Source organism: Sphingomonas sp. CFBP 13733 (assembly GCF_014841795.1).
GTDB lineage: Bacteria > Pseudomonadota > Alphaproteobacteria > Sphingomonadales > Sphingomonadaceae > Sphingomonas > Sphingomonas aerolata.
Map to the genome: position 1 here is coordinate 461,979 of NZ_JACYUP010000002.1, position 25,289 is coordinate 487,267.

Genomic DNA, 25,289 nt, shown 5'->3' on the forward strand with positions numbered 1-25,289 from the left:
GAAACTCCCTCTCCCCAGGGTCCCATGAAAGTAATATTTTCATGGGTGCCCGGTCGGGGAGAGGGCCGGGGTGAGGGGCAGTTCCGCGCGCTGTCGCCCGGAACGACCCCTCACCCAACCCTCTCCCCGGAGGGGAGAGGGCTAAGAGGGCCGCTATGAGTACCCAGACAGACTATTACGAATTGCTCGAGATCGAGCGGACCGCGGATGCGGGGACGATCAAGTCGTCCTACCGCAAGCTCGCGATGAAATATCACCCGGACAAGAATGCCGGCTGCAAGGATTCGGAAGCACAATTCAAGGCGGTCAGTGAGGCGTATGACTGCCTCAAGGATCCCCAGAAGCGTGCGGCCTATGATCGCTTCGGCCATGCCGCGTTCCAGAATGGCGGCGGCGGCGGTCATGGCGGCGGCGCGCAGGATTTCGGCGGCTTCAGCGACATTTTCGAAAGCGTCTTCGGCGAATTCATGGGCGGCGCGCAGCGCGGCGGCGGTGGCCGATCGTCGGCACGTCGCGGCGCGGATTTGCGGTACGACATGGAAGTCAGCTTGGAAGAGGCTTTCCACGGCAAGGCGACCGAGATCACCGTCGACGTCTCGGCGGTGTGCGACACCTGCGACGGGTCGGGCGCGAAGGCCGGCACGCGCGCCAAGACCTGCCAGCATTGCGGCGGTCACGGCAAGGTCCGTGCACAGCAGGGCTTCTTCGTGGTCGAGCGCGCCTGCCCGGTCTGCAACGGCGCGGGTCAGGTGATCGCCGATCCATGCCCCGATTGCCGCGGCGAGGGCCGGGTCGAGAAGACCAAGACGCTCAGCATCAACGTGCCGCCCGGTGTTGATGAAGGCACGCGAATCCGAATGACGGGCGAGGGCGAGGCCGGCGCACGCGGTGCACCGGCAGGCGACCTCTATATCTTCCTCCACGTCACCAAGCATAATCTGTTCGAGCGTGAGGGTACGACGCTGTTCGCGCGCGCACCGATCAGCTTCACGGTCGCGGCACTCGGCGGATCGCTGTCGATCCCCGGCCTCGACGGGCGCACGCACGAAGTGAAGATCCCGGCGGGTATCCAGTCGGGCAAGCAGCTTCGTCAGCGCGGTGCGGGCATGCCGGTATTGCAGGGCCGCGGTCATGGCGATCTGGTCGTGCAGATCGACGTCGAGACCCCGACCCGTCTGTCGAACCGGCAGAAGGAACTGCTCGAGATGTTCCGCGAGACCGAGACCGGCGACGAATGCCCCGACAGCCAGGGGTTCTTTGCGAAACTGAAGGGCGTCTTCGCGGCGGAATAGGCCGCGCTGCTTGGCGCGAGTGACAGGGGGATAGTGTGGCGGCAATCGGTCTGACGTTTCTCGCTTGCTGGTTGCTGATGATAGCCGCGCCCACGATCCCCCTGTCGCGGTTCCTCCGCGCGCTTCTGGTCGAGGCGCTGGTCAGGCGGGTGGCGCGGCTTACGCGCGGCGACGTCGCGGTCGGTCTGGTGGTGATTGCGGCAGCGTGCGTCATGATGTTCGCCGATGACGGCGACAGGGTCCGGGTTGCCATGATGGGCGCGCCCGACATCGCGATCTGGCTGACATCGTTCGAAGTGTCGGCGTATCTGGACGTCGCGATCGGGGTGATCGGCGCTGCGTCGAGCCTGCGGGGCCGGAGTTTGCCGGCGCGGCTGGCGGCGGTTCTACGACGTGGGCGGCCGGTGGGTGCAAACCGCCGTGCGATACGCGTGCGCAAACCCGACGCGCCTAGTGGCGCCAACGATGACGATCATCGACGGGGTGTATCGGTAGCAGCCTGAAGGCGGGAGCCTGCGACCCTAGCCGCGCCCCTCCTTGGAGGGGCGGGCGGGCCGATGGATCAGAGGGTGGAAATGACCACCCCGACCACCAGCGCTTGAGCCGCGATCGCCAGCATCGAGCTGGTCACGGTTTCGAACATGCGCATGGGTAGGTCTCCGACGCCGGAGTAATATCCGGCATCGGTGATATGGCGATAGTTACGAGCTGTCGCAATTTTGTAACATGAAATCGTAATTGCGTTGCGTGCACTTTAGAGGTGGTCGGCAGCATCCCCTCATCCACCCACCGTCATCCTGACGAACGTCAGGATGACGGGCGGGGGCTAATGCCGTGCCGTTACGCCGCGCCGAACACTCGGGCGAAAATCGTGTCGACGTGCTTCAGGTGATAGCCAAGGTCGAACTTGTCCTCGAGCTCGGCATCGCTCAGCGTAACTTCCGGATCGGCCTTGAGCAGGTCGAGCAGCGAGAGGGCGCCGTCCGAATCCCACACCTTCATCGCGTTGCGCTGGACGAGGCGATAGGCGTCCTCGCGGCTCACCCCGGCCTGCGTCAGCGCGAGGAGGACGCGCTGCGAATGGACGAGCCCGCCCATCTTGTTGAGGTTCTTCTCCATTCGTGCCGGATAGACGACGAGCTTGTCCATCACCCCGGTGAGCCGCGCGAGCGCGAAGTCGAGCGTGATCGTCGCGTCGGGGCCGATATAGCGCTCGACCGACGAGTGCGAGATGTCGCGCTCATGCCACAGCGCGACATTCTCGAGCGCGGGGGTGACATAGCCGCGGACCATGCGCGCGAGGCCGGTGAGGTTCTCGGTCAGGACCGGGTTGCGCTTGTGCGGCATCGCCGACGAGCCCTTCTGGCCAGGCGAGAAATATTCCTCCGCCTCGAGCACTTCGGTGCGCTGGAGATGGCGGATCTCGGTCGCGAGCCGCTCGATCGAGCTGGCGATCACGCCCAATGTCGCAAAGAACATCGCGTGGCGATCGCGCGGGATCACCTGGGTCGAGACGGGCTCGACCGACAGGCCGAGCTTGCCCGCGACATAGTCCTCGACGAACGGGTCGATGTTGGCGAACGTGCCCACCGCGCCCGAGATCGCGCAGGTCGCGACGTCGGCGCGCGCCGCCACCAGCCGAGCGCGGTTGCGCGCGAACTCGGCATGCGCCTGCGCCATCTTGAGGCCGAAGGTGACGGGCTCGGCATGGATGCCGTGGCTGCGGCCGATCGTCGGCGTCATCTTGTGCGCGCGCGCGCGGCGTTCGAGCACGACCAGCAGCGCGTCGAGGTCGGCGATCAGGATGTCGCTCGCCTTGGCGAGCTGGACCGCGAGGCAGGTGTCGAGCACGTCGGACGAGGTCATGCCCTGGTGCATGAAGCGCGCCTCGGGGCCGACATGCTCGGCGACGTTGGTCAGGAAGGCGATGACGTCATGCTTGGTCTCGCGCTCGATCTCGTCGATCCGGTCGACTTCGAACGCGCCCTTTTCCCAGATCGCGGCCGCGGCCTCTTTCGGCACGACGCCGAGTTCGGCGAGCGCGTCGGTGGCGTGCGCCTCGATTTCGAACCAGATCTTGAAGCGCGCTTCGGGCGTCCAGATCGCGACCATGTCGGGGCGGGAATAGCGGGGGACCATCGGGATTTCCTGTGGCTGGGGAGAGGAGGCGCGACGCGCGCCCCGGCGGGACCCACGGCGGCGATCGCTCGCGCGGTAGCAGGCCGGACGGCAAGGTTCAAATCCAGCCCCGGGGCGATCGGGCGATGCCGGCGGAACCATCAACGGCAGTCATGCATTGGTTGCGCCTACTATCCGAACGAACGACCTTCGCGACTGAGAAGTTGCCATGAAGGTCGCAGCAGGAGAGAAGACATGCTGAAATTCACTCTACTTATCGGTGCTATCGCTCTTGCGACGCCGACATCCGCGCAAACCATGTCCGGCGGCACGCCCAATTCACCGGCGCAGCCCATGGCGCAGACGGAATCTTCGCCGCAGTCGCCGTCATCTTCGACGATGCAGGGCAATCCTGCGGGAGCGACTGCGCAGCAGCCGGTGACGGGGGCGCAGGTGGCGCAGGTCGTCGATGCGGAATTTCCGGGATATGACAAGAATGGCGACAATCTGCTGAGTACGTCCGAATTCGGCGCCTGGATGGTCGCCCTGAAGACGCAGTCGGACCCGACCACGGTCGCGGCCGCGCCCGAGACGCGCAAATGGGTCGATGGTGCGTTCGCGCAGGCGGATGCCGACAAGAACAAGATGCTGACCAAGACCGAGTTGACCAGGTTCCTGACTCAGGCCGGCTGAACCAAACGCGCGGGAGGACCCTCGCGACATCAAGGTCGCCGGCTGACCCCGGCGGCCTTTTTGCGTCAATCGTTCCTTAAATCAGTCCCTGCGCGCGGAGGCTCACATGGCCGGCGGTGCCGATGACGATGTGATCGTGTACGGCGACTCCCAGCCGCTTGCCCGCCTCCGCGATCGTGCGGGTGATCTCGATGTCCGCGCGACTGGGGGAGGGGTCGCCGCTGGGATGATTGTGGACAAGGATGATCGAGGCCGAGCCGAGATCGATCGCGCGGCGGATCACCTCGCGGACATAGACCGCGGCCTGGTCGATCGAACCCTCGCTCATCACCTCGTCGCGGATCAGCATGTTGCGCGTGTTGAGATGCAGCACGCGGAACCGTTCGATGACGTGGTGCGCCATGTCCGCGCGCAGATAGTCCAGCAGCGCCTGCCAGTTGGCGAGCACCGGCCGCTCGCCGACGCGTGCCTGCAACAGGCGAAGCGCGGCGGCGTGCGCGATCTTGACCGCGGCGGTCGAAATCTCGCCCATGCCATCGACGCGCGTGAGCGCCGCCGGATCCGCGGTCAGCACCCCGCCGATCCCGCCGAATTCGCGCATCAGCGCCTTGGCGAGCGCCTTGGTGTCGGCACGGGGAATCGCGACGGCGAGGAGATATTCGATCAGCTCGTGATCGAGCAGCGCCTCTCCGCCACCCTCGAACAGCCGCTTGCGCAGCCGCGCCCGGTGCCCCTTGCGCTCGTCGACTATATCGTCTGCCCCCGCCATGGCCGGATGCTAGCACATCCAGCCGCAATTGCATGACGCCCCCGCTACCGCCTATGCAGGCCGGGAAAGCGTGACGGAGTAAGCGGTTGACGGAGACGAGCGAGACAGGGCCCGACCCTCGCCGTCACGCGCCGGCTCGCCGTCGCGGCGGGCTCGCGCGGATTCAGCGAATCGTGCTGGTCGTAGCGCTCCTCCTGCTCGCCCTGCTCATCGGAGTCTGGGTACTCCGGAAGCAGATCGCTACGGGCTTCATCGATCGCGAACTCGCGCGTGCCGAGGTGCCTGCGCGCTACGAGATCGCCGATCTGGCGCTTGGCGGGCAAAGGCTGACCAATGTCGTGCTCGGCGATCCGGCCGATCCCGATCTGGTCGCAGACTGGGTCGAGACGCGGACCGGGATCGGGCTGTCGGGACCGTATCTGGAGGCGGTGCGCGCGGGGCGGGTGCGGCTGCGCGGGCGGCTGGTCGGTGGACGGTTGTCGCTGGGGGCGATCGACCGCCTCCTGCCTGCACCCTCGGGCAAGCCGTTCGCGCTGCCCGCGCTCGACGCGACCGTCGACGATGCGCGGATGCGGCTGGAGACGCCTTACGGGCTGGTCGGGTTGAAACTCACCGGGACGGGGAAGCTCGATAACGGTTTCAGGGGCTCGCTTGCTGCGGTCAGCGACCGGCTGAGCGTCGGCGGCTGTACGGGTGACCGCCTTGCCGCGACGGTACGCGTGCGGATCGACGAGGCGAAACCGATCCTGAAGGGCCCCGTGCGGCTGGGGCGGCTGGCGTGCGGCGATTCGCGCGCGGACAGCGTGGTCGCGACGCTCGACCTGACGCTCGGTGCGGCGCCCGATCGCTGGCAGGGGCGGGCCGCGCTGGCGACCGGACCGGCCGTCCTGCCCGGAGCGACGTTCGCCGCGGCCAAGGGCGACGTCGCCTTCGCGGGCACTGCTGCGGGAACCTCGGGCAAGGCGGATATCGCAGCGGATACCGTGCGGACGGCCGAGGGCCGCGCACGTCGCGTGTCGATCGCAGGATCCTACCGGCTCGGCGAGACGATCGCGTTCGAAGGTCGCGTTCGCGCGGCGGGTGCCGCGATCGCCCCACGTCGGCTTGCCGGGGTGGAGGCGTTGCAGGGATCGGCAGCCGGGTCGCCGGTCGCGCCCCTCATGGACGCCGCGGTGCAGGCCGTGACGCGGGCCGCAAAGGGCTTTGCCGCCGATGCGGTGATCGCGGTGCGGCAGCGCGGCGGGCGCGGCGAGGCCGTGCTGTCACGCCTCGCGCTCGCATCGGCGAGCGGCGCGAGGATCTCGCTTGATGGCGGGGAGGGGCTCCGGTTCGCATGGCCCGGACGCGGTGCGTCTGGCGGAGGCGTCACGCTCGATACGACTCTTGCGACGCAGGGTGGCGGGTTGCCGCAGGCGCGCATCGCGCTAGCCCAGGCCCGGCCGGGTGCGCCCGTCCGCGGCGTCGCGACGGTCGCGCCTTATGTCGTGGACGGCGCGCGGCTGGTGTTGACCCCGGTGCGGTTCAGCGCGACGCCCGGCGGGGCGACCGCGATCACGACGCGGGTGACACTCGACGGTCCGATCGGCAGCGGCGGCAAGGACCGGGTCGAAGGCCTGTCGATGCCGATCGATGCCCGCTGGGACGGTAACACGCGGCTCGTCGTCAACACTGGCTGCACGCCGCTAGCGGTTCAGCGGTTGGCGGTGTCGGGGCTGGTGCTCGACCCTGCGCGGCTGTCGCTATGCCCGATCGACGGAGCGCTGGTGCAGACCGATCGCGGACGTCTGCGCGGCGGTGCGCGGATCGCCGCGGCCGCGCTGTCGGGGCGGCTGGGGCGGACGCCGCTTACGCTGAACGCGAGCGGAGCGACGCTGCGGCTGGCCGACCGGGGCTTTGCGATCGACGGCGTGCAGACCCGGATCGGCGCGCCCGAGCGGGTCACGCGGCTCGACTTCGCGACGATCACCGGGCGGATGACAGCGCAGGGAATCGCCGGCGCGTTCACCGGCGGGGCAGGGCAGATCGGCACTGTGCCGCTGCTGTTGAACGAGGCGGCGGGCGACTGGACGCTGATCGGCGGTGCGCTGGCGCTCGAAGGCACGATGGGTGTCAGCGACGCCGCCGCCACCGCGCGGTTCAAGCCGGTCGCGGCGCGCGGCGTGACGCTGTCGCTGGTCGGCGGCACGATCACTGCGGCCGGAACGCTGTTCGAACCGGTCAGCAGCACCAAGGTCGCCGACGTCACGCTTGTCCACGCACTGAGCACGGGCATCGGCCGCGCTGACCTGCTGGTGCCGGGGATCGTGTTCGCCAAGGACGCGCTGCAACCCGAGGCGCTGACGCCATTGACGTTCGGCGTGATCGCCGACGTCAACGGTTCGGTCAGCGGCGACGGGCACATCGCGTGGACGCCTGACGGCGTGACGAGCACCGGGGTGTTCCGAACCGCGGGCACCGACCTTGCCGCCGCGTTCGGCCCGGTGACCGGGATCGCGACCGAGATCCGCTTCACCGACCTGCTCAATCTGCAAAGCGCACCGGGGCAGGTCGCGACGATCCGGACGCTCAACCCCGGCATTCCGGTCAGCGACGGGACGATCCGCTATCAGACCCTGCCGGGTGCGCGCGTCCAGGTCGAGGGCGGGGCGTGGCCGTTTGCGGGCGGATCGCTGACGCTTGACCCGACGCTGCTCGATTTCTCCGCGCAGAGCGAGCGGCGGATGACGTTCCACATCGCCAACATGGCCGCGGACCAGTTCCTGCAGCAGTTCGATTTCAAGAATCTCGACGCGACGGGGATCTTCGACGGCGTGCTGCCGATGATCTTCGACGAGACGGGCGGTCGGATCGAGGGCGGCGACCTGCGCGTCCGGCCGGGCGGAGGGACGCTCGCCTATGTCGGCGATCTCAGCCAGAAGGATCTCGGCATCTGGGCGAACATCGCCTTCCAGGCGCTCAAGTCGCTGCGCTATCAGTCGCTCCGCGTGGGCATGAACGGGCCGCTGGCGGGCGAGATGGTGACCGACGTGCGCTTCGCTGGGATAAGCCAGGGCGAGGGGGCGAAATCGAACTTCATCGTCCGCCGGCTGCAGAAACTGCCCTTCGTGTTCAACATCCGGATCAAGGCGCCGTTTCGCGGACTGCTCGATTCGGCGCAGAGCTTCTATGATCCGAAGCGGCTGATCGAACGCAACCTGCCCGCGCTGATCCAGCAGCAGTCCGCGCCGTCATCCCCCGGGTCTGCCGTCCCGGCAGCCCCATCCATTCAGCCCGCCGAAAGCAGGATCGTGCCATGACCGAAACAGGATTGAACAAGCTGGAGCAAAGACCGATCTTGCACAGGATGAGGACGATCGTCTTTCTGGTCACGACCGCCGCCGCCCTGCCGGGCTGCATCAACGTGTCGGCGCCGGACAAGCCGATCGAGATCAACCTCAACATCAATGTGACGCAGGAAGTGGTCTATCGTCTCGATGGCGAGGCGAAATCGCTGATCCAGCAGAATCCGGGGATATTCTGAGATGAAGATCAAGGCTTTGACGATGATCGCAGCGGTGGCTGTGCTTGGCGGCCTGTCGGTCGCCGCGTCGGCGCAGCGTGACCCCGCCTATGCCGCAGCGCGCGCGGGCGGCGAGGTCGGCGAGCAGCCCGACGGCTATCTCGGGCTGGTCGGCGCGGCGAGCGGCGATTTGCGCGCGCTGGTCAACAGCATCAACATTCAGCGCAAGTCGGCCTATACCGCCAAGGCGCAGGCGAGCGGCGCGACGGTCGAGCAGCTGGCGTTCACCAGCGGTTGCAACCTTATCGCGGGGACCAATCCGGGCGAGAAGTACAAGACGCCGGGTGGTGTGTGGAAGACGCGCACCGCGGCCGCACCCGAGCGTGATTCGCGTTGCGTCTGAGCATGCTGTCCTGATGCCCTCCGTCATCCTGGGCTCGACCTAGGATCCAGAGCTGTACATGGTCCGCCTGCAGCTCTGGATCCTGACTTTCGCCAGGATGACGGATGGGAGAGGGCGTAACGCGCCCCGCAGTCACCACATTGATGACGATACTGTCACACCGGTTGACTTGGCCCCCCCCCTTTTCTAAACGGACCGCGCCTTGGCGGGATCGCTCGTCGCTGCGTATATCTCCCCGGTGTCGTATCAGGTGGAGAGCATGTCGTGGCGGAGATCGAACCCGGACAGGACCCCTACGGTGTTGAAGATCTGCGACTTTCCGCGCTCGATGAGCGATTGAGGGAGGTCAAGGCTCGGGAGACGCTGAAAAAGGGGCAGGGAGGGCCGGATGCTGAGCGGGGATACTCGCAGGGCAATCGGGTCATCTCCGCCCTGATCGGGAGTCTCGTCGGCAGTGCGCTGATCGGATGGTTGATTGACCATTGGGTCGGCACTGGGCCTTGGGGTCTGATCGTGTTGCTGTTCCTCGGAATCGCGGTCGCGTTCAGGCAAATCATTCGAATTTCAGGCGAACGCCCGGAGTAGCCGGGCGTTTGTCGTTTCAAGACGGCAGGGATTCCACGTGGCGGCAGAACAGGGCGGCAAGATCGATCCGATGCACCAGTTCCTGATCGAGCCGGCGTTCGGCTCGCACTGGATCGTAGGTGGTTACGACCTGTCCTTCACCAATTCCGCGATGTGGATGGTGGTGACGCTGGTCGCACTTTGGGCCTTCATGATCGGCGGGATGAAGCGCGAGCTCGTCCCCGGTCGCTGGCAGGCCGCGGTCGAGGGCTTTACGGGCTTCATCTCGGGCATGCTCGAGCAGAATGTCGGGCCCGGCGGCAAGCGCTTCATTCCCTACGTCTTCTCGCTCTTCATGTTCATCCTGTTCGCGAACATCATCGGCCTGATGCCGTTCGGTATCGTGCCGGGTGTTCACCCGTTCACCGTGACCAGCCACATGACCGTCACCGGCGTGCTGGCGCTGATCAGCTTTGCGATCGTCCTGATCGTCGGCTTCGGCAAGCACGGCTTCCACTTCTTCTCGCTGTTCGTGCCGAGCGGCACGCCCGCGCTGATGATCCCGCTGATCTTCGTCGTCGAGCTGATGTCGTTCCTGGTGCGTCCGTTCTCGCTCGGCCTGCGACTGTTCGTGGCGATGACCGCGGGGCATATCCTGCTCAAGGTGCTGGCGGCGTTCGTGATCAACGGCATCAACCTAGGCGGCGTCTATATCGGTCTGGTGACCGCGCCGAGCATGCTGCTGATGATCGGCATCACGCTGCTCGAGCTGCTGGTCGCCGCGATCCAGGCCTATGTGTTCGCGCTGCTGACGTCGGTCTATCTGAACGACGCGGTCAACCTTCACTAAGTTTTCTTTCGAACCACTACTGATTTTCCAAGGGAGTTTTAACATGGACGTCAACGCAGCAAAGATGATCGGTGCCGGCCTCGCAGCGATCGGCATGGGCCTCGCCGCACTCGGCGTGGGTAACGTCTTCGCCCAGTTCCTCGCCGGCGCGCTGCGCAATCCGGGCGCTGCCGACAGCCAGCAGGGCCGTCTGTTCATCGGCTTCGCGGCTGCCGAGCTTCTCGGTCTGCTCGCATTCGTCACGATGATCATCCTGGTGTTCGTCGCCTAACATGCGCTGATCTGGTCGGGCGATATCCCGTCCGGCCGTATCACGAAGGACTGCCATGCCCCAGATTGCCCAGATAGCCGCCACCTACGCTTCACAGATCTTCTGGCTGCTCCTCACCTTCGGGATCCTGTATTTCGGGATCGGCAAGGGGATGGTGCCTAAGATCGTGTCGACCGTGGACGCGCGTGAAGGCCGAATCGCGGGCGATCTGGCAGCGGCAGTCGCTGCACGGGCGCAGGCCGATACGGTCCAGGCGACCTGGCAGGCCGAAATGGATGCGGCCCGCGTCGCGGCACAGGCCGAGACCGCGGCCGCAGCCAAGCGGGCGGCAACGGCTTTCGAGCAGCAGGTCCATGCGGCCGACGCCGACATCGCCGAGCGTCTGGGTCATCACGATCTCGCCGTGGCGAATGCGAAGGCGCAGGCCCTCGCCAATCTTCAGAATGTCGCAGCCGAAGCGGCACAGCAACTGGCCGACAAGGTTGCCGGACTTCAGGTGAGCCTGGACTCGGCGAGCGACGCGGTACGCAGGACGATGGCTCATGGCTAATACCCCCGCCGCCAACCCGGACGCACCGGCCAAGGTGATCTCGGCCGAGGGCATGGCGCCCGAAGGCTCGATCGACAATCAGGGGTTGCAGGGTCACACCGTCGCGCCTGGGACCGTCGAGCATGTCGTCGACCCGACCGCGCTCGGCGTCAACTCGACCGGCTGGGTCGCGATCGCAATGATCATCGTGCTGGCGCTGATGGTGTGGAAGAAGGTCCCCGGCATGATCGGGCGGTCGCTCGACGCCAAGATCGCCGGGATCCGCACGCAGCTCGACGAGGCCAAGGCGCTGCGCGCCGAGGCCGAGGCGATCCGCGCGGAGTATGAGGCCAAGGCCAAGACCGCGTATCTCGAAGCCGAAGCGATGAAGGCGCATGCGCATACCGAAGCCGCGGCGATCATCGCCAAGGCCAAGGCGGGTGCCGAGGATTTGATGACGCGTCGCGCCAAGATGGCGGAGGACAAGATTGCCGCCGCCGAGCGCGCCGCGATCGCCGAGGTCCGTGCGCGGGCCGCCGACGCCGCTGCCAAGGCAGCCGGTATCCTGATCGCCGAGCATCACGATGCCGCCGCCGACCGCGCGATGGTCGATCGGTCGATCTCGGGGCTTAGCCGCCTGAACTAATCGTCTGTTCCCCCGCGAAAGCGGGGGGCAGGTTCTCACGACACAGCGCCCGCAACTCTGGACCCCCGCTTCGACGGGGGAACGGTCGTTCGCTTGGCGCCTTTTTCGTTTTTCACAGGCGGCCGTCTCTTCCCGGGTTTCCGGCGGCTGCGTCTCCAATCTGAGCCCGTTGGAGATACCCTTATGTCCTGGCTCATCCTCGGCGTCGCCGTGATCACTGAAATCACCTGGGCGCTCAGCCTCAAATGGGCAGCGACCGTTGCCACGTGGCAGGCGTCTTCGGTTCCGATCGTCCTGAGCTTCGTCAACATGGGCCTGCTCGCGCTCGCAATGCGCGGCCTGCCTGCTGGAACCGCCTATGCGATCTGGACCGGCGCTGGGGCGATCGGCGTGATCATCGGTGGCGTGATTCTTTTCGGCGACAAGGTCAGCGGGGTCCAGGCCTGTTTCATGGCACTGACCGTAGTCGGTATCGTCGGCACCAAGGTGTTCGCGCAGGCCTGAGCTTCTGCCTTTGCCCGCAGGGCGTTCAGAAGGTTCGTTCACGCGAAGGCGCTACGGCGCGAAGAGAAGGATGGTTCGCGCGGAGGCGCGGAGACGCGGAGGTGCTGCATGCCGGGCTGGCGTCTTGGCCAGTGCCGGGTGAGTTTAAGCCTTCGGCGATTTGAGAACGGGCGCCGCTCTCCCCAATCTTCTCTCCGCACCTCCGCGTCTCCGCGTGAACCATCCTTCTTCTCTTCGCGCCGTCGCGCCTTCGCGTGAACATCAATGTCCTCGGCTGGCATAACCCCCTCCGACTCCCTAGATTCCCCAGCGATGTCCTCCCCCAATTCCCCAGACCGTTTCAACGAAGATAAATCCACCTTCGCCGTCCGCGGCGGCGGCGAGGCGCCCGATCTTGCGGCGGGCGTCGCGGCGATCCGCAACGTGCTCGACACGCTGCCGATCCGCCCCGGCGTCTACCGGATGCAGGATGCGCGCGGCGACGTGCTCTATGTCGGCAAGGCGCGCGCGCTCAGGAACCGTGTCGCGAATTATGTCCAGGTCGAACGCCTGACCAAGCGGCTCCAGCGGATGGTGTCGCAAACCCGGTCGATGACGATCGTCACGACCAACAACGAGGCCGAGGCGCTGCTGCTCGAATCGCAGCTCATCAAGCGCTATCGCCCCGCGTACAACGTGCTGTTGCGCGACGATAAGAGCTTCCCGTTCATCCTGCTGCGCGACGACCATGATTTCCCGCGCGTCCAGAAGCACCGCGGCGCCCGGCGCGCCAAGGGTAATTATTACGGCCCCTTCGCCAGCGCGGGGTCGGTCAACAACACGCTCAACGCGCTTCAGAAGCTGTTCCTGTTGCGCAGCTGCACCGACAGCTTCTTCAAGACGCGCGACCGGCCGTGCCTGCTCTACCAGATCAAGCGCTGCTCCGCGCCGTGCGTCGGCCGGATCGACGAGGGTGCGTACAAGGAGCTGGTCGAGGATGCGAAGAGCTTCCTCGCGGGCAAGTCGACCGGCGTGCAGGCCAAGCTCGGCGCACAGATGCAGGCTGCGGCCGAAAACATGGACTTCGAACTCGCCGCGCTGCTGCGCGACCGGTTGAAGGCGCTGACGTTCATCCAGGGCACGCAGGCGATCAACGCGGAAGGCGTGGGCGACGCCGACATCTTCGCGATGGCGTGCAAGGACGGGCTGATCGGCATCCAGGCCTTCTTCATCCGCGGCGGCCAGAACTGGGGGCATCGCAGCTTCTTCCCGCAGCACACCAACGACGTGCCCGAGGACGAGGTGCTGACCAGTTTCCTCGGCCAGTTCTACGAGGACGTGCCGCCCGCACGGCAGATCCTGCTCGACCGCGAGCTTCCCGAAGGCGCGCTGCTGGTCGAGGCGCTGGGCGAGCGCGCGGGTTACAAGGTTGCGGTGCAGGTGCCGCAGCGCGGCGATCGCCGTCGCCTGATGGATCAGGCCAAGCGCAACGCGGTCGAGGCGATCGAGCGACGTCAGGCCGAGTCGACGACTCAGGCCAAGCTGCTGCGCGAGGTCGCCGACCTGTTCGACCTGGCCGAGCCGCCGCAGCGGATCGAGATTTACGACAACAGCCATATCCAGGGCACTGCCGCGACCGGCGCGATGGTGGTCGCCGGCCCCGAAGGCTTCCGCAAGGGCCAGTATCGCAAGTTCAACATCAAGAACAAGGACACCATCCCGGGCGACGATTTCGGGATGATGCGTGAGGTCTTCACCCGGCGGTTCGCGCGCGCGCAGGCGGAGGATCCCGACCGCGACTCGGGCGAATGGCCTGACCTGGTGCTGATCGACGGCGGCAAGGGGCAGCTCAATACGGTGAAGGCCGCGCTCGAGGAGCTAGGCGTCGAGGACGTGTGCCTCGTCGGGATCGCGAAGGGGCCGCAGCATGGCCGTGACGGGCGCGAGGTGTTCCACATGCTCGACGGCCGCGAATTCCAGCTGCCCGTCAACGCGCCGGTGCTGTTCTACCTCCAGAGGCTGCGCGACGAGGTCCACCGTTTCGCGATCGGCGTCCACCGCGACAAGCGCAGCAAGGCGATCGGTGCGAGCCCGCTCGACGAGGTCCCCGGCATCGGCCCCGCGCGCAAGAAGGCGCTGCTGATGCATTTCGGCACCGGCCGCGCGGTACGCAATGCCAGCCTGCAGGATCTGCAGCAGGCGCCGGGCGTGTCCGCAGCGGTCGCACAGCAGGTGTACGACTTTTACCATTCAAGATAATTTAGTTTAATAATGTTGATCAATCTTCAGCTGGGGCCGATAGATTGCGGAGGTCGGGTCACGCCTGTCTCGTAGGCGGAAACCTTATCTTCACCACGGGACACTAGGCCAGTGACGTGACCACGGCAGTTTTCCTGACGATCGACACCGAATTTGCCTGGCGGCACCATCGCGAGGGGCTTTGTAGCGATGCGATCTACCACCGGTCGGTCGAGCCCGCGGGGGTCGGGATCAGCTATCAGCTCGACAAGCTGGCGCGGTACGGGCTGAAGGCCTGTTTCTTCGTCGACCCGATGCCCGCGCTGACCTTCGGGATCGAGCCGGTCCGGCGGATGGTCGCGACGATCCTCGACGCGGGGCAGGAAGTTCAGCTGCATCTCCATCCCGCCTGGACCGCCGCAATTGCCCGGGACCGCGGCGCGAATCACGCGAAGTTCGACCTGTCCGACTATCCGCTGGCCGAACAATACGCGCTGATCCTGCGCGCCACCGAACTGCTGATCGACGCGGGTGCGCCCGACCCGATCGCGTTTCGCGCGGGCAGCTATGCCGCGAACGACGATACGCTCGCCGCGCTCGCTGCGCTGGGCTTCGCCTATGACAGCAGCCATAACGGTGCGGCGTCATGCGATGCGAGCAGGATCTCGCTGTCGCCGCGTCAGATCGCGCCGGTCGCTGCGCAGGGCCTGATCGAGATCCCGGTGACCGTCATCGAGGATCGGCCGGGCCAGTTGCGCACACTGCAGCTCTGCGCCCTGTCCGCGAACGAAAGCCGCGATGCGCTCGAGCACGCCGCGGCCCGGGGGCATGTCGCCGCGACGATCGTCAGCCATGGTTTCGAGCTGGCGAATCGGCAGGGCACGCGCGCGAACGCGGTCCATGTCCGCCGGTTCGAGGCGCTGTGCGCGACGCTGGCGGAGCTGCGCACGGATTTGCCAACCCGGCATTTCCGCGATCGCCCGCCGCTGGTCCTTGGCCGGCACGACCGGCCGCTGGCGCGCGATCCGATCCGGCGGGGCCTGCGCCAGGCCGAGCAGCTCTGGTCGAACTGGGTCGAAGAACGCGCCTGATGACCGCGGTCAGTGTCCGCCTGAAATTCCAGCTCGGCGCGCGCACGCTGGCGACGATCCCGCGCCGGCTGGTTCGCGTTGCGCTGTCGCTCGACGCTGTGCTGGCGGGCGATGTACCGATCCTGCCCGCGCTGCCGACTCAGGCCGATGGCTATGTGGTCACCTCGTTGCCCGCGGACCGGGTGGACGCACTGGACACGCATGGTCTGCTGAACGTCGTCCGGCAGCGTTATGTCCGGTATCACGCAGACCTGCGGATCGGCGAGGCGGCATGGCTTGCGATGCTGTCGGGCAGTGCGCGGTCGGGGCTGAAGCGCAAGACGAAGCGGCTGGCAGCGTTGTCGGGCGGGGCGCTCGACATCCGTGGCTATAGAACCCCCGCCGAGATTGCGGTGTTTCACCCGCTGGCGCGGACGGTGTCGGCGACGACCTATCAGGAGCGGCTGCTGGGATCGGGGCTGCCCGATGGCGAGGCGGCGCTGCAGGGTTTCAAGGCGCTCGCCGCGGCGGACCGGGTGCGGGCCTGGCTGCTGTTCGTCGAGGGCCGGCCGATCGCCTATCTCTGCTGTACCGCGCAGGGCGGGACGCTGCGCTATGACCATGTCGGGCATGACCCGGCCGATAACGCGCTGTCGCCGGGCGCTGTGTTGCAGGTCGAGGCGATGCGGCAGCTGTTCGACGACCGCTTCGCCTGGTTCGACTTCACCGAGGGGGAGGGACAGCACAAGCGGCAGTTCTCGACGGCGGGGACGCCCTGCGTCGATCTGCTGCTGTTGCGACCGACGCTGGCAAACCGCGCGACGGTGGCTGCGCTGGGGGCGTTCGATGGCGCGGCGGGCTGGGCAAAGCGTACGCTGTCGCATCCGCGACTCGCGCGCGTGATGCGCGGGATCCGGCGCTGAGCGCGCTTGGCCGGCGGATCTGGAACAAGCGGAGTTTTCGAGGCTCCCGTTCGTCACGACGCACGCGTAAGAACGGGCGATGCACCTTCGCGCATCCGCCATCGTCGTCGCCGTTCGCCAGCATGGCGAGCATGGCGCGATCGTGCGGGCGTTGACGCGCGAGGACGGCGTACAGCCGGGCTATGTGCGCGGCGGGCGGTCGCGGGCGATGCGGCCGGTGCTGCTCGCGGCGAACGTGATCCAGGGCGAATGGCGCGCGCGGACCGGTGACCAGCTCGCCGCGCTGACCGCCGAGTTGATCCACAGCCGCGCAACGCTGCACGGTGAGCCGCTCGCGGCGGGGGCGCTCGAATGGGCGACGGCGCTGGCCGCGGTCGCGCTGCCGGAGGCGCAGCCCTATCCGCATATTCACGACGCGCTCGACGGCGTCCTCGGCGCGATCGAGGCGGCGCCGTCGGCGCGCGGCTGGGCGGCGGCGCTGGTGCGGTACGAACTGCTGCTGCTCGCAGAGCTCGGTTTTGGTCTCGATCTCGACCAGTGCGTCGCGAGTGGTGCGGTCGACGACCTCGCATTCGTCAGCCCGCGAAGCGGGGCGGCGGTGTCGCGCGGTGCGGCGCAGGGCTATGAGGCCAAGCTGTTGCCGCTGCCCGCGTTTCTCACCGCTGGCGGCGAGGCGGGGTGGCCGGACATCTTCGACGGGCTGCGGCTGACCGAGCATTTTTTGACGCGCGATGTTCTGGTCGAACGCCGCGCCGAACCGCTCGCAGCGCGGGCTCGCCTCGTCGATCGGCTTAAAAGGGCGGTTGCGTGAGCGCGGCTTGCCCGGCAAGGGCGGCGGCGGAGGAACGCACATGCCCCTGATCGCGATACTGGCCGGTGACGGCATCGGACCCGAAGTGACTGCCGAGGCACGTCGCGTGCTCGACCGGCTCGACCTCGATCTGAGCTTCGACGAGGCGCTGGTCGGTGGTGCGGCGTACAAGGCGGCGGGGCATCCGCTGCCGCCCGAGACGCTGGCGCTTGCGCGGCGCGCGGACGCCGTGCTGTTCGGTGCGGTCGGCGACCCCGATTGCGACCGGCTCGAGCGGCATCTGCGACCAGAACAGGCGATTCTGGGCCTGCGCAAGGAACTCGGGCTGTTCGCCAATTTGCGTCCGGCCAAGCTGTTCGCGGGGCTGGAGGATGCGTCGTCGCTGCGCCCCGAAATCGCACGCACGATCGATATGGTGATCGTCCGCGAGCTGACCGGCGACGTGTATTTCGGTGCCAAGGGCATCCGGACGACGGCCGATGGCCTGCGCGAAGGCCATGACGAGATGCGTTACGACGAGGCGGAGATCGCCCGGATCGCGCGCGTCGGGTTCGAGACCGCCCGCACCCGCAAGAGCAAGCTGCTGTCGGTCGACAAGGCCAATGTCTTGGAGACGTCGCAGCTGTGGCGCGACGTCGTGATCGAGGTCTCGGCTGACTATCCCGACGTCGCGCTCAGCCACATGTATGTCGACAACGCGGCGATGCAGCTGGTGCGCGATCCCGGCCAGTTCGACGTCGTCGTCACCGGCAATCTGTTCGGCGACATCTTGTCCGATCAGGCATCGATGTGCGCGGGATCGATCGGCATGCTGCCGTCCGCCGCGCTCGATGGCCAGGGTCACGGTCTGTACGAACCGATCCATGGCAGCGCGCCCGACATTGCCGGGCAGGGCAAGGCGAACCCCTGTGCCGCGATCCTGTCCGCGGCGATGATGCTGCGCCATTCGCTCGACAAGGCCGATGCGGCCGACCGGATCGAGGCGGCGGTGGCTGCGGCGATCCTGGGCGGCGCGCGGACCCCTGACCTCGGCGGCACGCTGACGACGCGCGCGATGGGCGACGCGGTGATCGCATCGCTCGGGTGAGTCCGGTCGACCTGGACCCGGTGAAGGGCGCGGGGCCGGACACGCTCGAGATCGCGGTCGTCATCCCGACGTTCAACGAGAAGGCGAACGTCGCCGCGTTGATCGCCAAGCTCGACCAGGCACTGGCGGGGCGGCGCTGGGAAGCGATCTTCGTCGACGACGACAGCCCGGACGGCACTGCCGAGGCGGCGCGCGTGCTCGGGCGCAGCGACATGCGCGTCCGCGTGATCCAGCGGATCGGCCGGCGGGGGCTGTCCTCGGCCTGTATCGAGGGGCTGTGCGCGACCGCCGCGCCCGTCGTCGCGGTGATCGACGGCGATCTGCAGCATGACGAGACGCTGTTGCCGAAGATGCTCGACCTGTTGCAGACCGGCGAGCACGACGTCGTGATCGGGTCGCGCTTCGTCAGCGGCGGCGGGACCGGCGACTGGGATCGCGACCGCGTCGCCAAGTCCGCGCTCGCCACACGGCTGTCGCGGCGCGTGCTCAAGGCGGATCTGAGCGATCCGATGAGCGGCTTCTTCGCGATCCGTACCGACGTTGCGCGCGCGCTTGCGCCCAGACTGTCGGCGATCGGGTTCAAGATCCTGCTCGACCTGCTGACCGCCGCGCCCGAGCCGCTGCGGTTCGCCGAGCTGCCCTATACTTTCCGTTGCCGGACCGAGGGGGAGAGCAAGCTCGATCACGTCGTCGCGCTGGAATATCTGATTGCGCTGTACGACCGGATGTTCGGGCGGTTCGTGCCGGTGCGGTTCGCGATGTTTTCGGCGATCGGCGTGCTCGGCATCGGCGTGCATATGACGGTGCTCAGCGCGCTGTTCCTGGGGATCGGGACGTCGTTCCTGATCGGGCAGATCGGCGCAACGCTGGCCGCGCTGACGATGAACTTCTTCCTGAACAACGCGCTGACCTATCGCGACCGGCGTCTGAAGGGGTGGCGGCAGCTCGCCGATGGCTGGGTATCGTTCGCGCTGATCTGTTCGGTCGGCGCGATCGCCAATGTCGGGATCGCGGCGTTCATGCACGACGTGCGCAACGACGCCTGGGCGGTGTCGGCGATGATCGGCGTGCTGGTCGGGGCGGTGTGGAATTATGCGCTGTCATCCAGGTTTACCTGGGGGCGCTACTAGCGCGCGCGACCCTCCGCAGGGGTTGTCATCACCGCCCGCCCCCGGCAAAGCGTCGCCATGAAGCGCAAGACCGGCCAAGATCGTTCGATCACCCAGAACTGGCGTCCGCAGACGCAGGCCATCCGCGGCGGCACCGCCCGCAGCGAATATGGCGAAACGTCGGAGGCCCTCTTCCTTACCTCGGGCTATTGCTACGACAAGGCCGGTGACGCGGCGGCGCGCTTTGCCGGCGAGCAGGACGGGATGACCTATTCCCGGCTCCAGAACCCGACGGTGCAGATGCTCGAGGAGCGGATCGCGCTGCTCGAGGGGGCCGAGGCGTGCCGGTCGATGGCGACGGGCATGGCGGCGATGACCGCGGCGCTGCTGTGCCAGTTGCAGAGCGGCGATCACCTGGTCGGCGGCCGCGCGGCATTCGGATCGTGCCGCTGGCTGACCGATACGCTGCTGCCCAAGTTCGGGATCGCGACGACGATCGTCGACGCACGCGACCCGCAGGCGTTTCTCGACGCGGTCCGACCCGAGACCAAGGTCTTCTTCTTCGAGACGCCCGCCAACCCGACGATGGACATCGTCGACCTGAAGGCGGTGTGCGACATCGCGCGCGAGCGCGGCATCACGACCGTCGTCGACAATGCGTTCGCGACACCGGCGTTGCAGCGGCCGATGGAGTTCGGCGCGGACGTCATCGCGTACAGCGCGACCAAGATGATGGACGGGCAGGGTCGCGTGCTCGCGGGTGCGGTGTGCGGGACAGAGGATTTCATCACCAACACGCTGCTGCCCTTCACGCGCAACACCGGGCCGACGCTGTCGCCGTTCAATGCGTGGGTCGTGCTCAAGGGGCTCGAGACGCTCGATCTGCGTATCCGTCGCCAGTCGGAGAATGCGCAGAAGGTCGGCGCGTTTCTGGAAGCGCGCGTGCCGCGGATCCTGCATCCGGGCCTCGCCAGCCATCCGCAGCACGAGCTCGCGATGCGTCAGATGGACGCGTGCGGCCCGATCTTCGCGTTCGAGGTCGAGGGGCGCGAACAGGCGCATGGCCTGCTCGATGCGCTGGAGCTGGTCGATATCTCGAACAATATCGGCGACTCGCGGTCGCTGATGACGCATCCTGCCTCGACCACGCACGCCAGCGTCTCGCCCGACAAGCAGGCTGAGATGGGCGTGACCGAGGGGCTGTTGCGGCTCAATGTCGGGCTTGAGGACGTGCGCGACGTGATCGACGATCTCGACCGGGCATTGGGCAAGGTCGGGCTGTGAAGGCGCTGTTCCCCAGTGCGGCGACGACGCGCGGGGTGACGGTGCGCGTCTCGGTCAGCTATCTGCCCGAACAGTCCGAGCCGCAGCGCGGGCGCTGGTTCTGGGCCTATCATATCCGGTTGGAAAATGACGGGCCCGGCGCGGTCCAGCTGCTGACGCGACACTGGATCATCACCGACGGGCATGGCGCGCGTCACACCGTCGAGGGTGAGGGTGTCGTCGGCGAACAGCCGCTGATCGAGCAGGGCGCGAGCTTTGACTATGTCTCGGGCTGCCCGCTCGCGACGCCGACGGGCGCGATGCGCGGATCCTACCGGATGGTCGACGACACCGGTGCGGTGTTCGAGGTGGCGATCCCGCATTTCTCGCTCAGCGCCCCGGCGGTGATTTCGTGAAGCGTACGCACCTTCCGCTGAACGGGCTGCGCGTGCTCGATGCGGCGGCGCGCCACCTGTCGTTCACGCGTGCCGCCGACGAGCTCGCAGTCACCCCCGCCGCGGTCGGGCAGCAGATCCGCGCGCTCGAGGACACGCTGGGCGTCGTGCTGTTCCGGCGTACCACGCGCGGGCTCGAACTGACGCCCGAGGCCGAAGCGGGGCTCGGGCCCTTGCGCAACGGCTTCCTCCAGTTCGAGGAAGCGGTCCGCGCGATGCAGGCGGGGCAGACGTCCAAGTCGCTGACGATCGCCGCGCCGCGCGACCTGACCGAGAAATGGCTGATGCCGCGGCTCGCCGAGATTGCTGCGGCGGATCCCGACCTGCGCTTCGTCCTGATCACCGCGGACGAGACGGTCGACTTTACCGAGGCCAATCTGGACCTTGCGATCCGCTGGGGCGATGGCCCGGGCGAGAATGAGGGCGAGGCGCTCGAATCCGAAGGGCTCGTCACGATCGCGGCGACCGGCAGCGCGTCCGAGGCGATCATCGCCTGGCCGGGCGCACCCGCGCTGGACCCGGCGGCGGGAGATGCCACGGCGCTCGTCCGCGTCGGTGATGCAGGGCTTGCGATCGATGCGGCGGCGGCGGGGCTCGGGCGGGCGACCGTGCCCGAACTGCTGGCGCGGCGCGGGCTCGAGGCGGGGCTGGTCCGGATCATCGGCGACGCGCAGCCGTCGCGCGGCGGCTATTGGCTCGTCGCGCCGCTGCCGCAGTGGCGCCAGAAGAAAGTGCGCGCGCTCGTCGATGCGCTGATCGCTTGAGGCGTCGCGCGCTGCCCCATCCGGTGCTGGTGACGCCGCGGCTCCGGTTGCGTCGGCTCGTTCAGGCGGACGCGGTCGCGTTGCACCCGACGCTCGCCGACGCGGACCTGATGACCTATTCCGCGGATGGTCCTCTGACGTCGATCGAGGCGACGCGGCTCTATCTGGTCGAGGATGCCGCCGACGTGAACTGGCGCGCCTGGGCGATCACCCGGCACGGCGACGACCGGGCGATCGGCTGGGTGTCGGGCGGGCGGATGCGCGGGCAGGGGGTGACCGAGATCGGCTTCATCCTCGCGCGCGCGCACTGGGGCCGCGGCCTGGCTAGCGAGGCGGTATCGGCGGTGCTCGATCAGCTGTTTGCCGAGGGGCAGCACCGCGTGTTCGCCGATGCCGACAGCGAGAACCGCGCGTCGATCCTGTTGCTCGAACGGCTGGGGTTCCGGCGCGAACGGCTGCTGCGGGGCGAATGGGAGACGCATATGGGGCTGCGCGACAGCCTGATCTACGGGCTTCACGCCGATGACTGGCTGGCGGCGGCCCTGCCACAATCCGCGTAACGCGGTCACTTGAGCGAACCCGGTTGCTCGCCTAAGTCGGCGGCATGACATCGACGAACGACATCCGCCGCGGCTTCCTCGACTATTTTGGTTCGCAGGGACACCAGATCGTGCCCTCTGCGCCGCTCGTGCCGCAGAACGACCCGACGCTGATGTTCGTCAATGCGGGGATGGTGCCGTTCAAGAACGTCTTCACCGGCCTCGAATCGCGCCCCTATACGACCGCGACGTCCAGCCAGAAGTGCGTCCGCGCGGGCGGCAAGCACAATGATCTCGACAATGTCGGCTACACCGCGCGGCATCACACCTTCTTCGAAATGCTCGGCAATTTCTCGTTCGGCGATTATTTTAAGGAACAGGCGATCACGCATGCGTGGACGCTGCTGACCAAGGACTGGGGCCTGTCGCCGGACAAGCTGACCGCGACCGTCTATCACACTGACGACGAGGCGTTCGACCTCTGGAAGAAGATCGCGGGCCTCCCTGAGCACCGCATCATCCGCATCCCGACCAAGGACAATTTCTGGTCGATGGGCGACAACGGGCCGTGCGGGCCGTGCTCGGAGATCTTCTACGACCACGGCGATCACATCCCCGGTGGCCCTCCCGGCAGCCCCGACGAGGACGGCGATCGCTTCGTGGAGATCTGGAACCTCGTGTTCATGCAATATGAGCAGGAAAATGCCGAGATCGTCGGCAATCTGCCCAAGCCCTCGATCGACACCGGCATGGGGCTCGAGCGCATCGCCGCAGTCATGCAGGGCGTCACCGACAATTACGACACCGACACGTTCAAGGCGCTGATCGCAGCCTCCGGCGCGCTGACGCATACCGCGACCGACGGCGCGAACACCGCGAGCCACCGCGTTATCGCCGACCACCTGCGCACCGCGGGCTTCCTGGTCGCGGACGGCGTGCTGCCGGCGAACGAGGGTCGCGGCTATGTGCTGCGCCGGATCATGCGCCGCGCGATGCGCCACGCGCACATCCTGGGCGCGAAGGAGCCGTTGATGCACCGGCTGGTGCCGTCGCTCGTCACCGAAATGGGCGCGGCCTATCCCGAGCTGTTCCGGGCGCAGCCGCTGATCGAGGCGACGCTGCAGCAGGAGGAGACGCGGTTCCGCCAGACGCTCGACAAGGGGCTGAAGCTGCTCGATGAGGCGACCGCGGACATGACCGAGGGTACGCTGGCCGGTGACGTCGCGTTCAAGCTCTACGACACCTATGGCTTCCCGTACGACCTGACCGAGGACGCGCTGCGCGAACGCGGGCTCGCGGTCGACCGCGAAGGCTTCGACACCGCGATGGCCGAGCAGAAGCGCGCGGCGCGGGCCGCGTGGAAGGGCTCGGGCGCAAAGGCCTCGGACGATATCTGGTTCGACATCGTCGAGCAGAGCGGCGGCACCGAGTTCCTTGGCTACGCCTCGGACACCGGCGAAGGTGAGGTCGTCGCGCTCGTCAAGGACGGCGCGCGCGTCGACCATGCGACGACGGGTGATACGGTGTCGATCGTCGTCAACCAGACGCCCTTTTACGGCGAGAGCGGCGGGCAGGTCGGCGATGCCGGGCACATCTCGACCGACACCGGGCTGCGCGCGACCGTCACCGAGACGTCGAAGCAGCTCGGCCGCGTGTTCGTCCATCATGCGATGGTCGAGTCGGGCGGGATCAAGGTCGGCGATACCGTCAAGCTGCAGATCGACGTCGCGCGCCGAGCACAGATCCGTGCCAACCACTCCGCTACGCATCTGTTGCATGAGGCCTTGCGGGAGCGCCTCGGCAAGCATGTCGCGCAGAAGGGGAGCCTAGTCGCGCCCGATCGCCTTCGCTTCGACTTCTCGCAGCCGGTCGCGATGACGCCCGCCGACATCGCGCAGGTCGAGGCCGATGTGAACGCACAGGTCCGCGGCAATGGCGCGGTGACGACGCTGCTGATGACCCCCGACGACGCGATCGCGATGGGCGCAATGGCGCTGTTCGGCGAGAAATATGGCGACGAGGTCCGCGTTGTGTCGATGGGGGCCACGGACGAGGGCACCTATTCGATCGAGCTATGCGGCGGCACGCACGTCACCGCACTCGGCGATATCGGGCTGTTCAAGGTCGTCGGCGAAGGCGCGGTGTCGAGCGGTGTGCGCCGCGTCGAGGCGCTGACCGGCGAGGCCGCGCGCGCCTATCTGACCGGGCGTGACGATCGCCTGCGCGAGGCGGCGGCGGCGCTGAAATCGACTCCCGACGAAGTGCCCGCGCGCGTCGCAGCGCTGATCGAGGATCGCCGGCGGCTCGAGCGTGAGCTGGCCGATGCGAAGAAGGCGCTGGCGCTTGGCGGCGGCGGTTCCGGTGAGGCGGCGGGACCCGAGCAGGTCGGCGGCGTGGCCTTTATCGGGCAGGTGCTGAACGACTTCGAGGCGAAGGGCCTGCGCGGCGCGGTCGACGAGGCCAAGCAGCGGCTGGGGTCGGGGATCGCGATGCTCGTCGCAATCAACGACGGCCGCGCCTCGGTCGCGGTCGGTGTGACCGCGGATCTGGTCGCGAGCCACAATGCGGTCGACCTGCTGAAGATCGCGGTCACCGCGCTCGGCGGGCAGGGTGGCGGCGGCCGTCCCGACATGGCTCAGGGTGGTGGGCCTGATGGCGACAAGGCAGCGGATGCGGTTGCGGCGGTGCGGGCGAAGCTGGCGGGCTAAGGGGCTTTTGCTCTGGGCCGGTCCCCCGCGGACGCGGGGGCCCAGCTAAGTACCGGTAGCGTGCGCTACCCCGGGCCCCCGCCTTCGCGGGGGAACGGTGAGAAGAAAGTTGTCAAATATCTCCACGCCACCCCGGCGAAAGCCGGGGCCCAGTTGGGAAGGCCGAGGTAACAGAGTACCGTCCCCCGTTATTGCCGTCCCCCAA

At 67.4% G+C, this 25,289-nt stretch carries 25 protein-coding genes; 23 read left to right on the plus strand and 2 right to left on the minus strand.

Annotated elements, in window-relative coordinates; all coding sequences use genetic code 11:
* Positions 1–155 precede the first annotated feature (155 nt).
* Complete coding sequence (gene dnaJ / locus IFT71_RS06310) at positions 156–1,292, plus strand: molecular chaperone DnaJ (RefSeq protein WP_031394651.1); 1,137 nt, start codon at positions 156–158, stop codon at positions 1,290–1,292.
* Between the two features lie 35 nt (positions 1,293–1,327).
* The gene (locus IFT71_RS06315) at positions 1,328–1,795 is read left to right on the plus strand and encodes a hypothetical protein (RefSeq protein ID WP_192139749.1); all 468 of its coding nucleotides are present in this window, start codon (positions 1,328–1,330) and stop codon (positions 1,793–1,795) included.
* Between the two features lie 337 nt (positions 1,796–2,132).
* Here the strand turns inward: IFT71_RS06315 and purB are convergent, their stop codons facing one another.
* Entirely contained in the window at positions 2,133–3,431 is a 1,299-nt protein-coding gene (gene purB, locus IFT71_RS06320; RefSeq protein ID WP_192139751.1) for an adenylosuccinate lyase, read from the minus strand.
* 234 nt (positions 3,432–3,665) lie between these two features.
* Between purB and IFT71_RS06325 the strand changes: the two genes are divergently transcribed.
* Positions 3,666–4,103 carry an EF-hand domain-containing protein gene (locus IFT71_RS06325; protein WP_192139753.1) on the plus strand — a complete coding sequence of 146 codons (438 nt, stop codon included), beginning with the start codon at positions 3,666–3,668 and terminating at the stop codon, positions 4,101–4,103.
* 76 nt (positions 4,104–4,179) lie between these two features.
* Here IFT71_RS06325 and radC read toward each other — a convergent pair whose 3' ends face one another.
* On the minus strand, positions 4,180–4,872 hold the full coding sequence (gene radC / locus IFT71_RS06330; RefSeq protein WP_192139755.1) for a RadC family protein: 693 nt from the start codon (positions 4,870–4,872) through the stop codon (positions 4,180–4,182).
* Positions 4,873–5,045: 173 nt separating this feature from the next.
* Between radC and IFT71_RS06335 the strand changes: the two genes are divergently transcribed.
* From IFT71_RS06335 to alaS, 20 genes are all read left to right on the plus strand, one after another.
* Positions 5,046–8,168, plus strand: a complete 3,123-nt coding sequence (locus IFT71_RS06335; protein ID WP_342212604.1) for a YdbH domain-containing protein — start codon at positions 5,046–5,048, stop codon at positions 8,166–8,168.
* Positions 8,169–8,215: 47 nt separating this feature from the next.
* Positions 8,216–8,392, plus strand: coding sequence for a YnbE family lipoprotein (locus IFT71_RS06340; protein ID WP_081874129.1), 177 nt, complete (start codon positions 8,216–8,218; stop codon positions 8,390–8,392).
* Position 8,393: 1 nt separating this feature from the next.
* Positions 8,394–8,774 carry a YdbL family protein gene (locus IFT71_RS06345; protein ID WP_031439562.1) on the plus strand — a complete coding sequence of 127 codons (381 nt, stop codon included), beginning with the start codon at positions 8,394–8,396 and terminating at the stop codon, positions 8,772–8,774.
* A gap of 264 nt (positions 8,775–9,038) precedes the next feature.
* The gene (locus tag IFT71_RS06350; protein WP_192139759.1) at positions 9,039–9,359 is read left to right on the plus strand and encodes an AtpZ/AtpI family protein; all 321 of its coding nucleotides are present in this window, start codon (positions 9,039–9,041) and stop codon (positions 9,357–9,359) included.
* Positions 9,360–9,429: 70 nt separating this feature from the next.
* The gene (locus IFT71_RS06355; protein ID WP_031394299.1) at positions 9,430–10,188 is read left to right on the plus strand and encodes a F0F1 ATP synthase subunit A; all 759 of its coding nucleotides are present in this window, start codon (positions 9,430–9,432) and stop codon (positions 10,186–10,188) included.
* A gap of 43 nt (positions 10,189–10,231) precedes the next feature.
* On the plus strand, positions 10,232–10,459 hold the full coding sequence (locus IFT71_RS06360; protein WP_031394300.1) for a F0F1 ATP synthase subunit C: 228 nt from the start codon (positions 10,232–10,234) through the stop codon (positions 10,457–10,459).
* Positions 10,460–10,514: 55 nt separating this feature from the next.
* A complete protein-coding gene (locus IFT71_RS06365; protein WP_192069925.1) occupies positions 10,515–11,009 on the plus strand; it encodes a F0F1 ATP synthase subunit B family protein in 495 nt (164 codons plus the stop codon).
* Positions 11,002–11,634, plus strand: a complete 633-nt coding sequence (locus IFT71_RS06370; protein ID WP_192139761.1) for a F0F1 ATP synthase subunit B family protein — start codon at positions 11,002–11,004, stop codon at positions 11,632–11,634. Before IFT71_RS06365 ends, IFT71_RS06370 begins: the two co-directional genes overlap by 8 nt.
* Positions 11,635–11,817: 183 nt before the next feature.
* Positions 11,818–12,138 carry a DMT family transporter gene (locus IFT71_RS06375; protein ID WP_056405346.1) on the plus strand — a complete coding sequence of 107 codons (321 nt, stop codon included), beginning with the start codon at positions 11,818–11,820 and terminating at the stop codon, positions 12,136–12,138.
* A gap of 312 nt (positions 12,139–12,450) precedes the next feature.
* Positions 12,451–14,376: an excinuclease ABC subunit UvrC gene (uvrC, locus tag IFT71_RS06380; RefSeq protein ID WP_192139763.1), complete on the plus strand. Its 1,926-nt coding sequence runs from the start codon at positions 12,451–12,453 to the stop codon at positions 14,374–14,376.
* 116 nt (positions 14,377–14,492) lie between these two features.
* A complete protein-coding gene (locus IFT71_RS06385; protein ID WP_031394305.1) occupies positions 14,493–15,446 on the plus strand; it encodes a polysaccharide deacetylase family protein in 954 nt (317 codons plus the stop codon).
* The gene (locus IFT71_RS06390) at positions 15,446–16,348 is read left to right on the plus strand and encodes a GNAT family N-acetyltransferase (RefSeq protein ID WP_192139765.1); all 903 of its coding nucleotides are present in this window, start codon (positions 15,446–15,448) and stop codon (positions 16,346–16,348) included. The genes IFT71_RS06385 and IFT71_RS06390 overlap by 1 nt, the downstream gene beginning before the upstream one ends.
* A 79-nt stretch (positions 16,349–16,427) precedes the next feature.
* Positions 16,428–17,159, plus strand: coding sequence for a DNA repair protein RecO (recO, locus tag IFT71_RS06395; protein WP_107932224.1), 732 nt, complete (start codon positions 16,428–16,430; stop codon positions 17,157–17,159).
* 40 nt (positions 17,160–17,199) lie between these two features.
* The gene (gene leuB / locus IFT71_RS06400; protein ID WP_192139767.1) at positions 17,200–18,246 is read left to right on the plus strand and encodes a 3-isopropylmalate dehydrogenase; all 1,047 of its coding nucleotides are present in this window, start codon (positions 17,200–17,202) and stop codon (positions 18,244–18,246) included.
* On the plus strand, positions 18,243–19,376 hold the full coding sequence (locus IFT71_RS06405; RefSeq protein ID WP_342212605.1) for a glycosyltransferase family 2 protein: 1,134 nt from the start codon (positions 18,243–18,245) through the stop codon (positions 19,374–19,376). Before leuB ends, IFT71_RS06405 begins: the two co-directional genes overlap by 4 nt.
* Before the next feature lie 57 nt (positions 19,377–19,433).
* Positions 19,434–20,639 (plus strand): trans-sulfuration enzyme family protein, encoded by a 1,206-nt coding sequence (locus tag IFT71_RS06410; RefSeq protein ID WP_192099618.1) that lies wholly within the window; start codon positions 19,434–19,436, stop codon positions 20,637–20,639.
* Positions 20,636–21,034, plus strand: coding sequence for a Co2+/Mg2+ efflux protein ApaG (gene apaG, locus IFT71_RS06415; protein WP_031393907.1), 399 nt, complete (start codon positions 20,636–20,638; stop codon positions 21,032–21,034). The genes IFT71_RS06410 and apaG overlap by 4 nt, the downstream gene beginning before the upstream one ends.
* Positions 21,031–21,837 (plus strand): LysR family transcriptional regulator, encoded by an 807-nt coding sequence (locus tag IFT71_RS06420; protein WP_192069930.1) that lies wholly within the window; start codon positions 21,031–21,033, stop codon positions 21,835–21,837. The genes apaG and IFT71_RS06420 overlap by 4 nt, the downstream gene beginning before the upstream one ends.
* The gene (locus IFT71_RS06425; RefSeq protein WP_183935213.1) at positions 21,834–22,397 is read left to right on the plus strand and encodes a GNAT family N-acetyltransferase; all 564 of its coding nucleotides are present in this window, start codon (positions 21,834–21,836) and stop codon (positions 22,395–22,397) included. Before IFT71_RS06420 ends, IFT71_RS06425 begins: the two co-directional genes overlap by 4 nt.
* 44 nt (positions 22,398–22,441) lie before the next feature.
* Positions 22,442–25,084 carry an alanine--tRNA ligase gene (alaS, locus tag IFT71_RS06430; RefSeq protein WP_192139769.1) on the plus strand — a complete coding sequence of 881 codons (2,643 nt, stop codon included), beginning with the start codon at positions 22,442–22,444 and terminating at the stop codon, positions 25,082–25,084.
* Positions 25,085–25,289 lie beyond the last annotated feature (205 nt).

Excerpts from the sequence above, each read along its gene's own strand:
- IFT71_RS06345 (WP_031439562.1), top strand. The coding sequence starts at position 8,394 with ATGAAGATCAAGGCTTTGACGATGATCGCAGCGGTGGCTGTGCTTGGC.
- IFT71_RS06375 (WP_056405346.1), top strand. The coding sequence starts at position 11,818 with ATGTCCTGGCTCATCCTCGGCGTCGCCGTGATCACTGAAATCACCTGG.
- IFT71_RS06410 (WP_192099618.1), top strand. The coding sequence starts at position 19,434 with ATGAAGCGCAAGACCGGCCAAGATCGTTCGATCACCCAGAACTGGCGT.
- purB (WP_192139751.1), bottom strand. The coding sequence starts at position 3,431 with ATGGTCCCCCGCTATTCCCGCCCCGACATGGTCGCGATCTGGACGCCC.
- IFT71_RS06390 (WP_192139765.1), top strand. The coding sequence starts at position 15,446 with ATGACCGCGGTCAGTGTCCGCCTGAAATTCCAGCTCGGCGCGCGCACG.
- uvrC (WP_192139763.1), top strand. The coding sequence starts at position 12,451 with ATGTCCTCCCCCAATTCCCCAGACCGTTTCAACGAAGATAAATCCACC.
- recO (WP_107932224.1), top strand. The coding sequence starts at position 16,428 with ATGCACCTTCGCGCATCCGCCATCGTCGTCGCCGTTCGCCAGCATGGC.
- IFT71_RS06325 (WP_192139753.1), top strand. The coding sequence starts at position 3,666 with ATGCTGAAATTCACTCTACTTATCGGTGCTATCGCTCTTGCGACGCCG.
- IFT71_RS06370 (WP_192139761.1), top strand. The coding sequence starts at position 11,002 with ATGGCTAATACCCCCGCCGCCAACCCGGACGCACCGGCCAAGGTGATC.
- IFT71_RS06355 (WP_031394299.1), top strand. The coding sequence starts at position 9,430 with ATGCACCAGTTCCTGATCGAGCCGGCGTTCGGCTCGCACTGGATCGTA.
- IFT71_RS06365 (WP_192069925.1), top strand. The coding sequence starts at position 10,515 with ATGCCCCAGATTGCCCAGATAGCCGCCACCTACGCTTCACAGATCTTC.
- IFT71_RS06360 (WP_031394300.1), top strand. The coding sequence starts at position 10,232 with ATGGACGTCAACGCAGCAAAGATGATCGGTGCCGGCCTCGCAGCGATC.
- dnaJ (WP_031394651.1), top strand. The coding sequence starts at position 156 with ATGAGTACCCAGACAGACTATTACGAATTGCTCGAGATCGAGCGGACC.
- alaS (WP_192139769.1), top strand. The coding sequence starts at position 22,442 with ATGACATCGACGAACGACATCCGCCGCGGCTTCCTCGACTATTTTGGT.
- radC (WP_192139755.1), bottom strand. The coding sequence starts at position 4,872 with ATGGCGGGGGCAGACGATATAGTCGACGAGCGCAAGGGGCACCGGGCG.
- leuB (WP_192139767.1), top strand. The coding sequence starts at position 17,200 with ATGCCCCTGATCGCGATACTGGCCGGTGACGGCATCGGACCCGAAGTG.
- IFT71_RS06340 (WP_081874129.1), top strand. The coding sequence starts at position 8,216 with ATGAGGACGATCGTCTTTCTGGTCACGACCGCCGCCGCCCTGCCGGGC.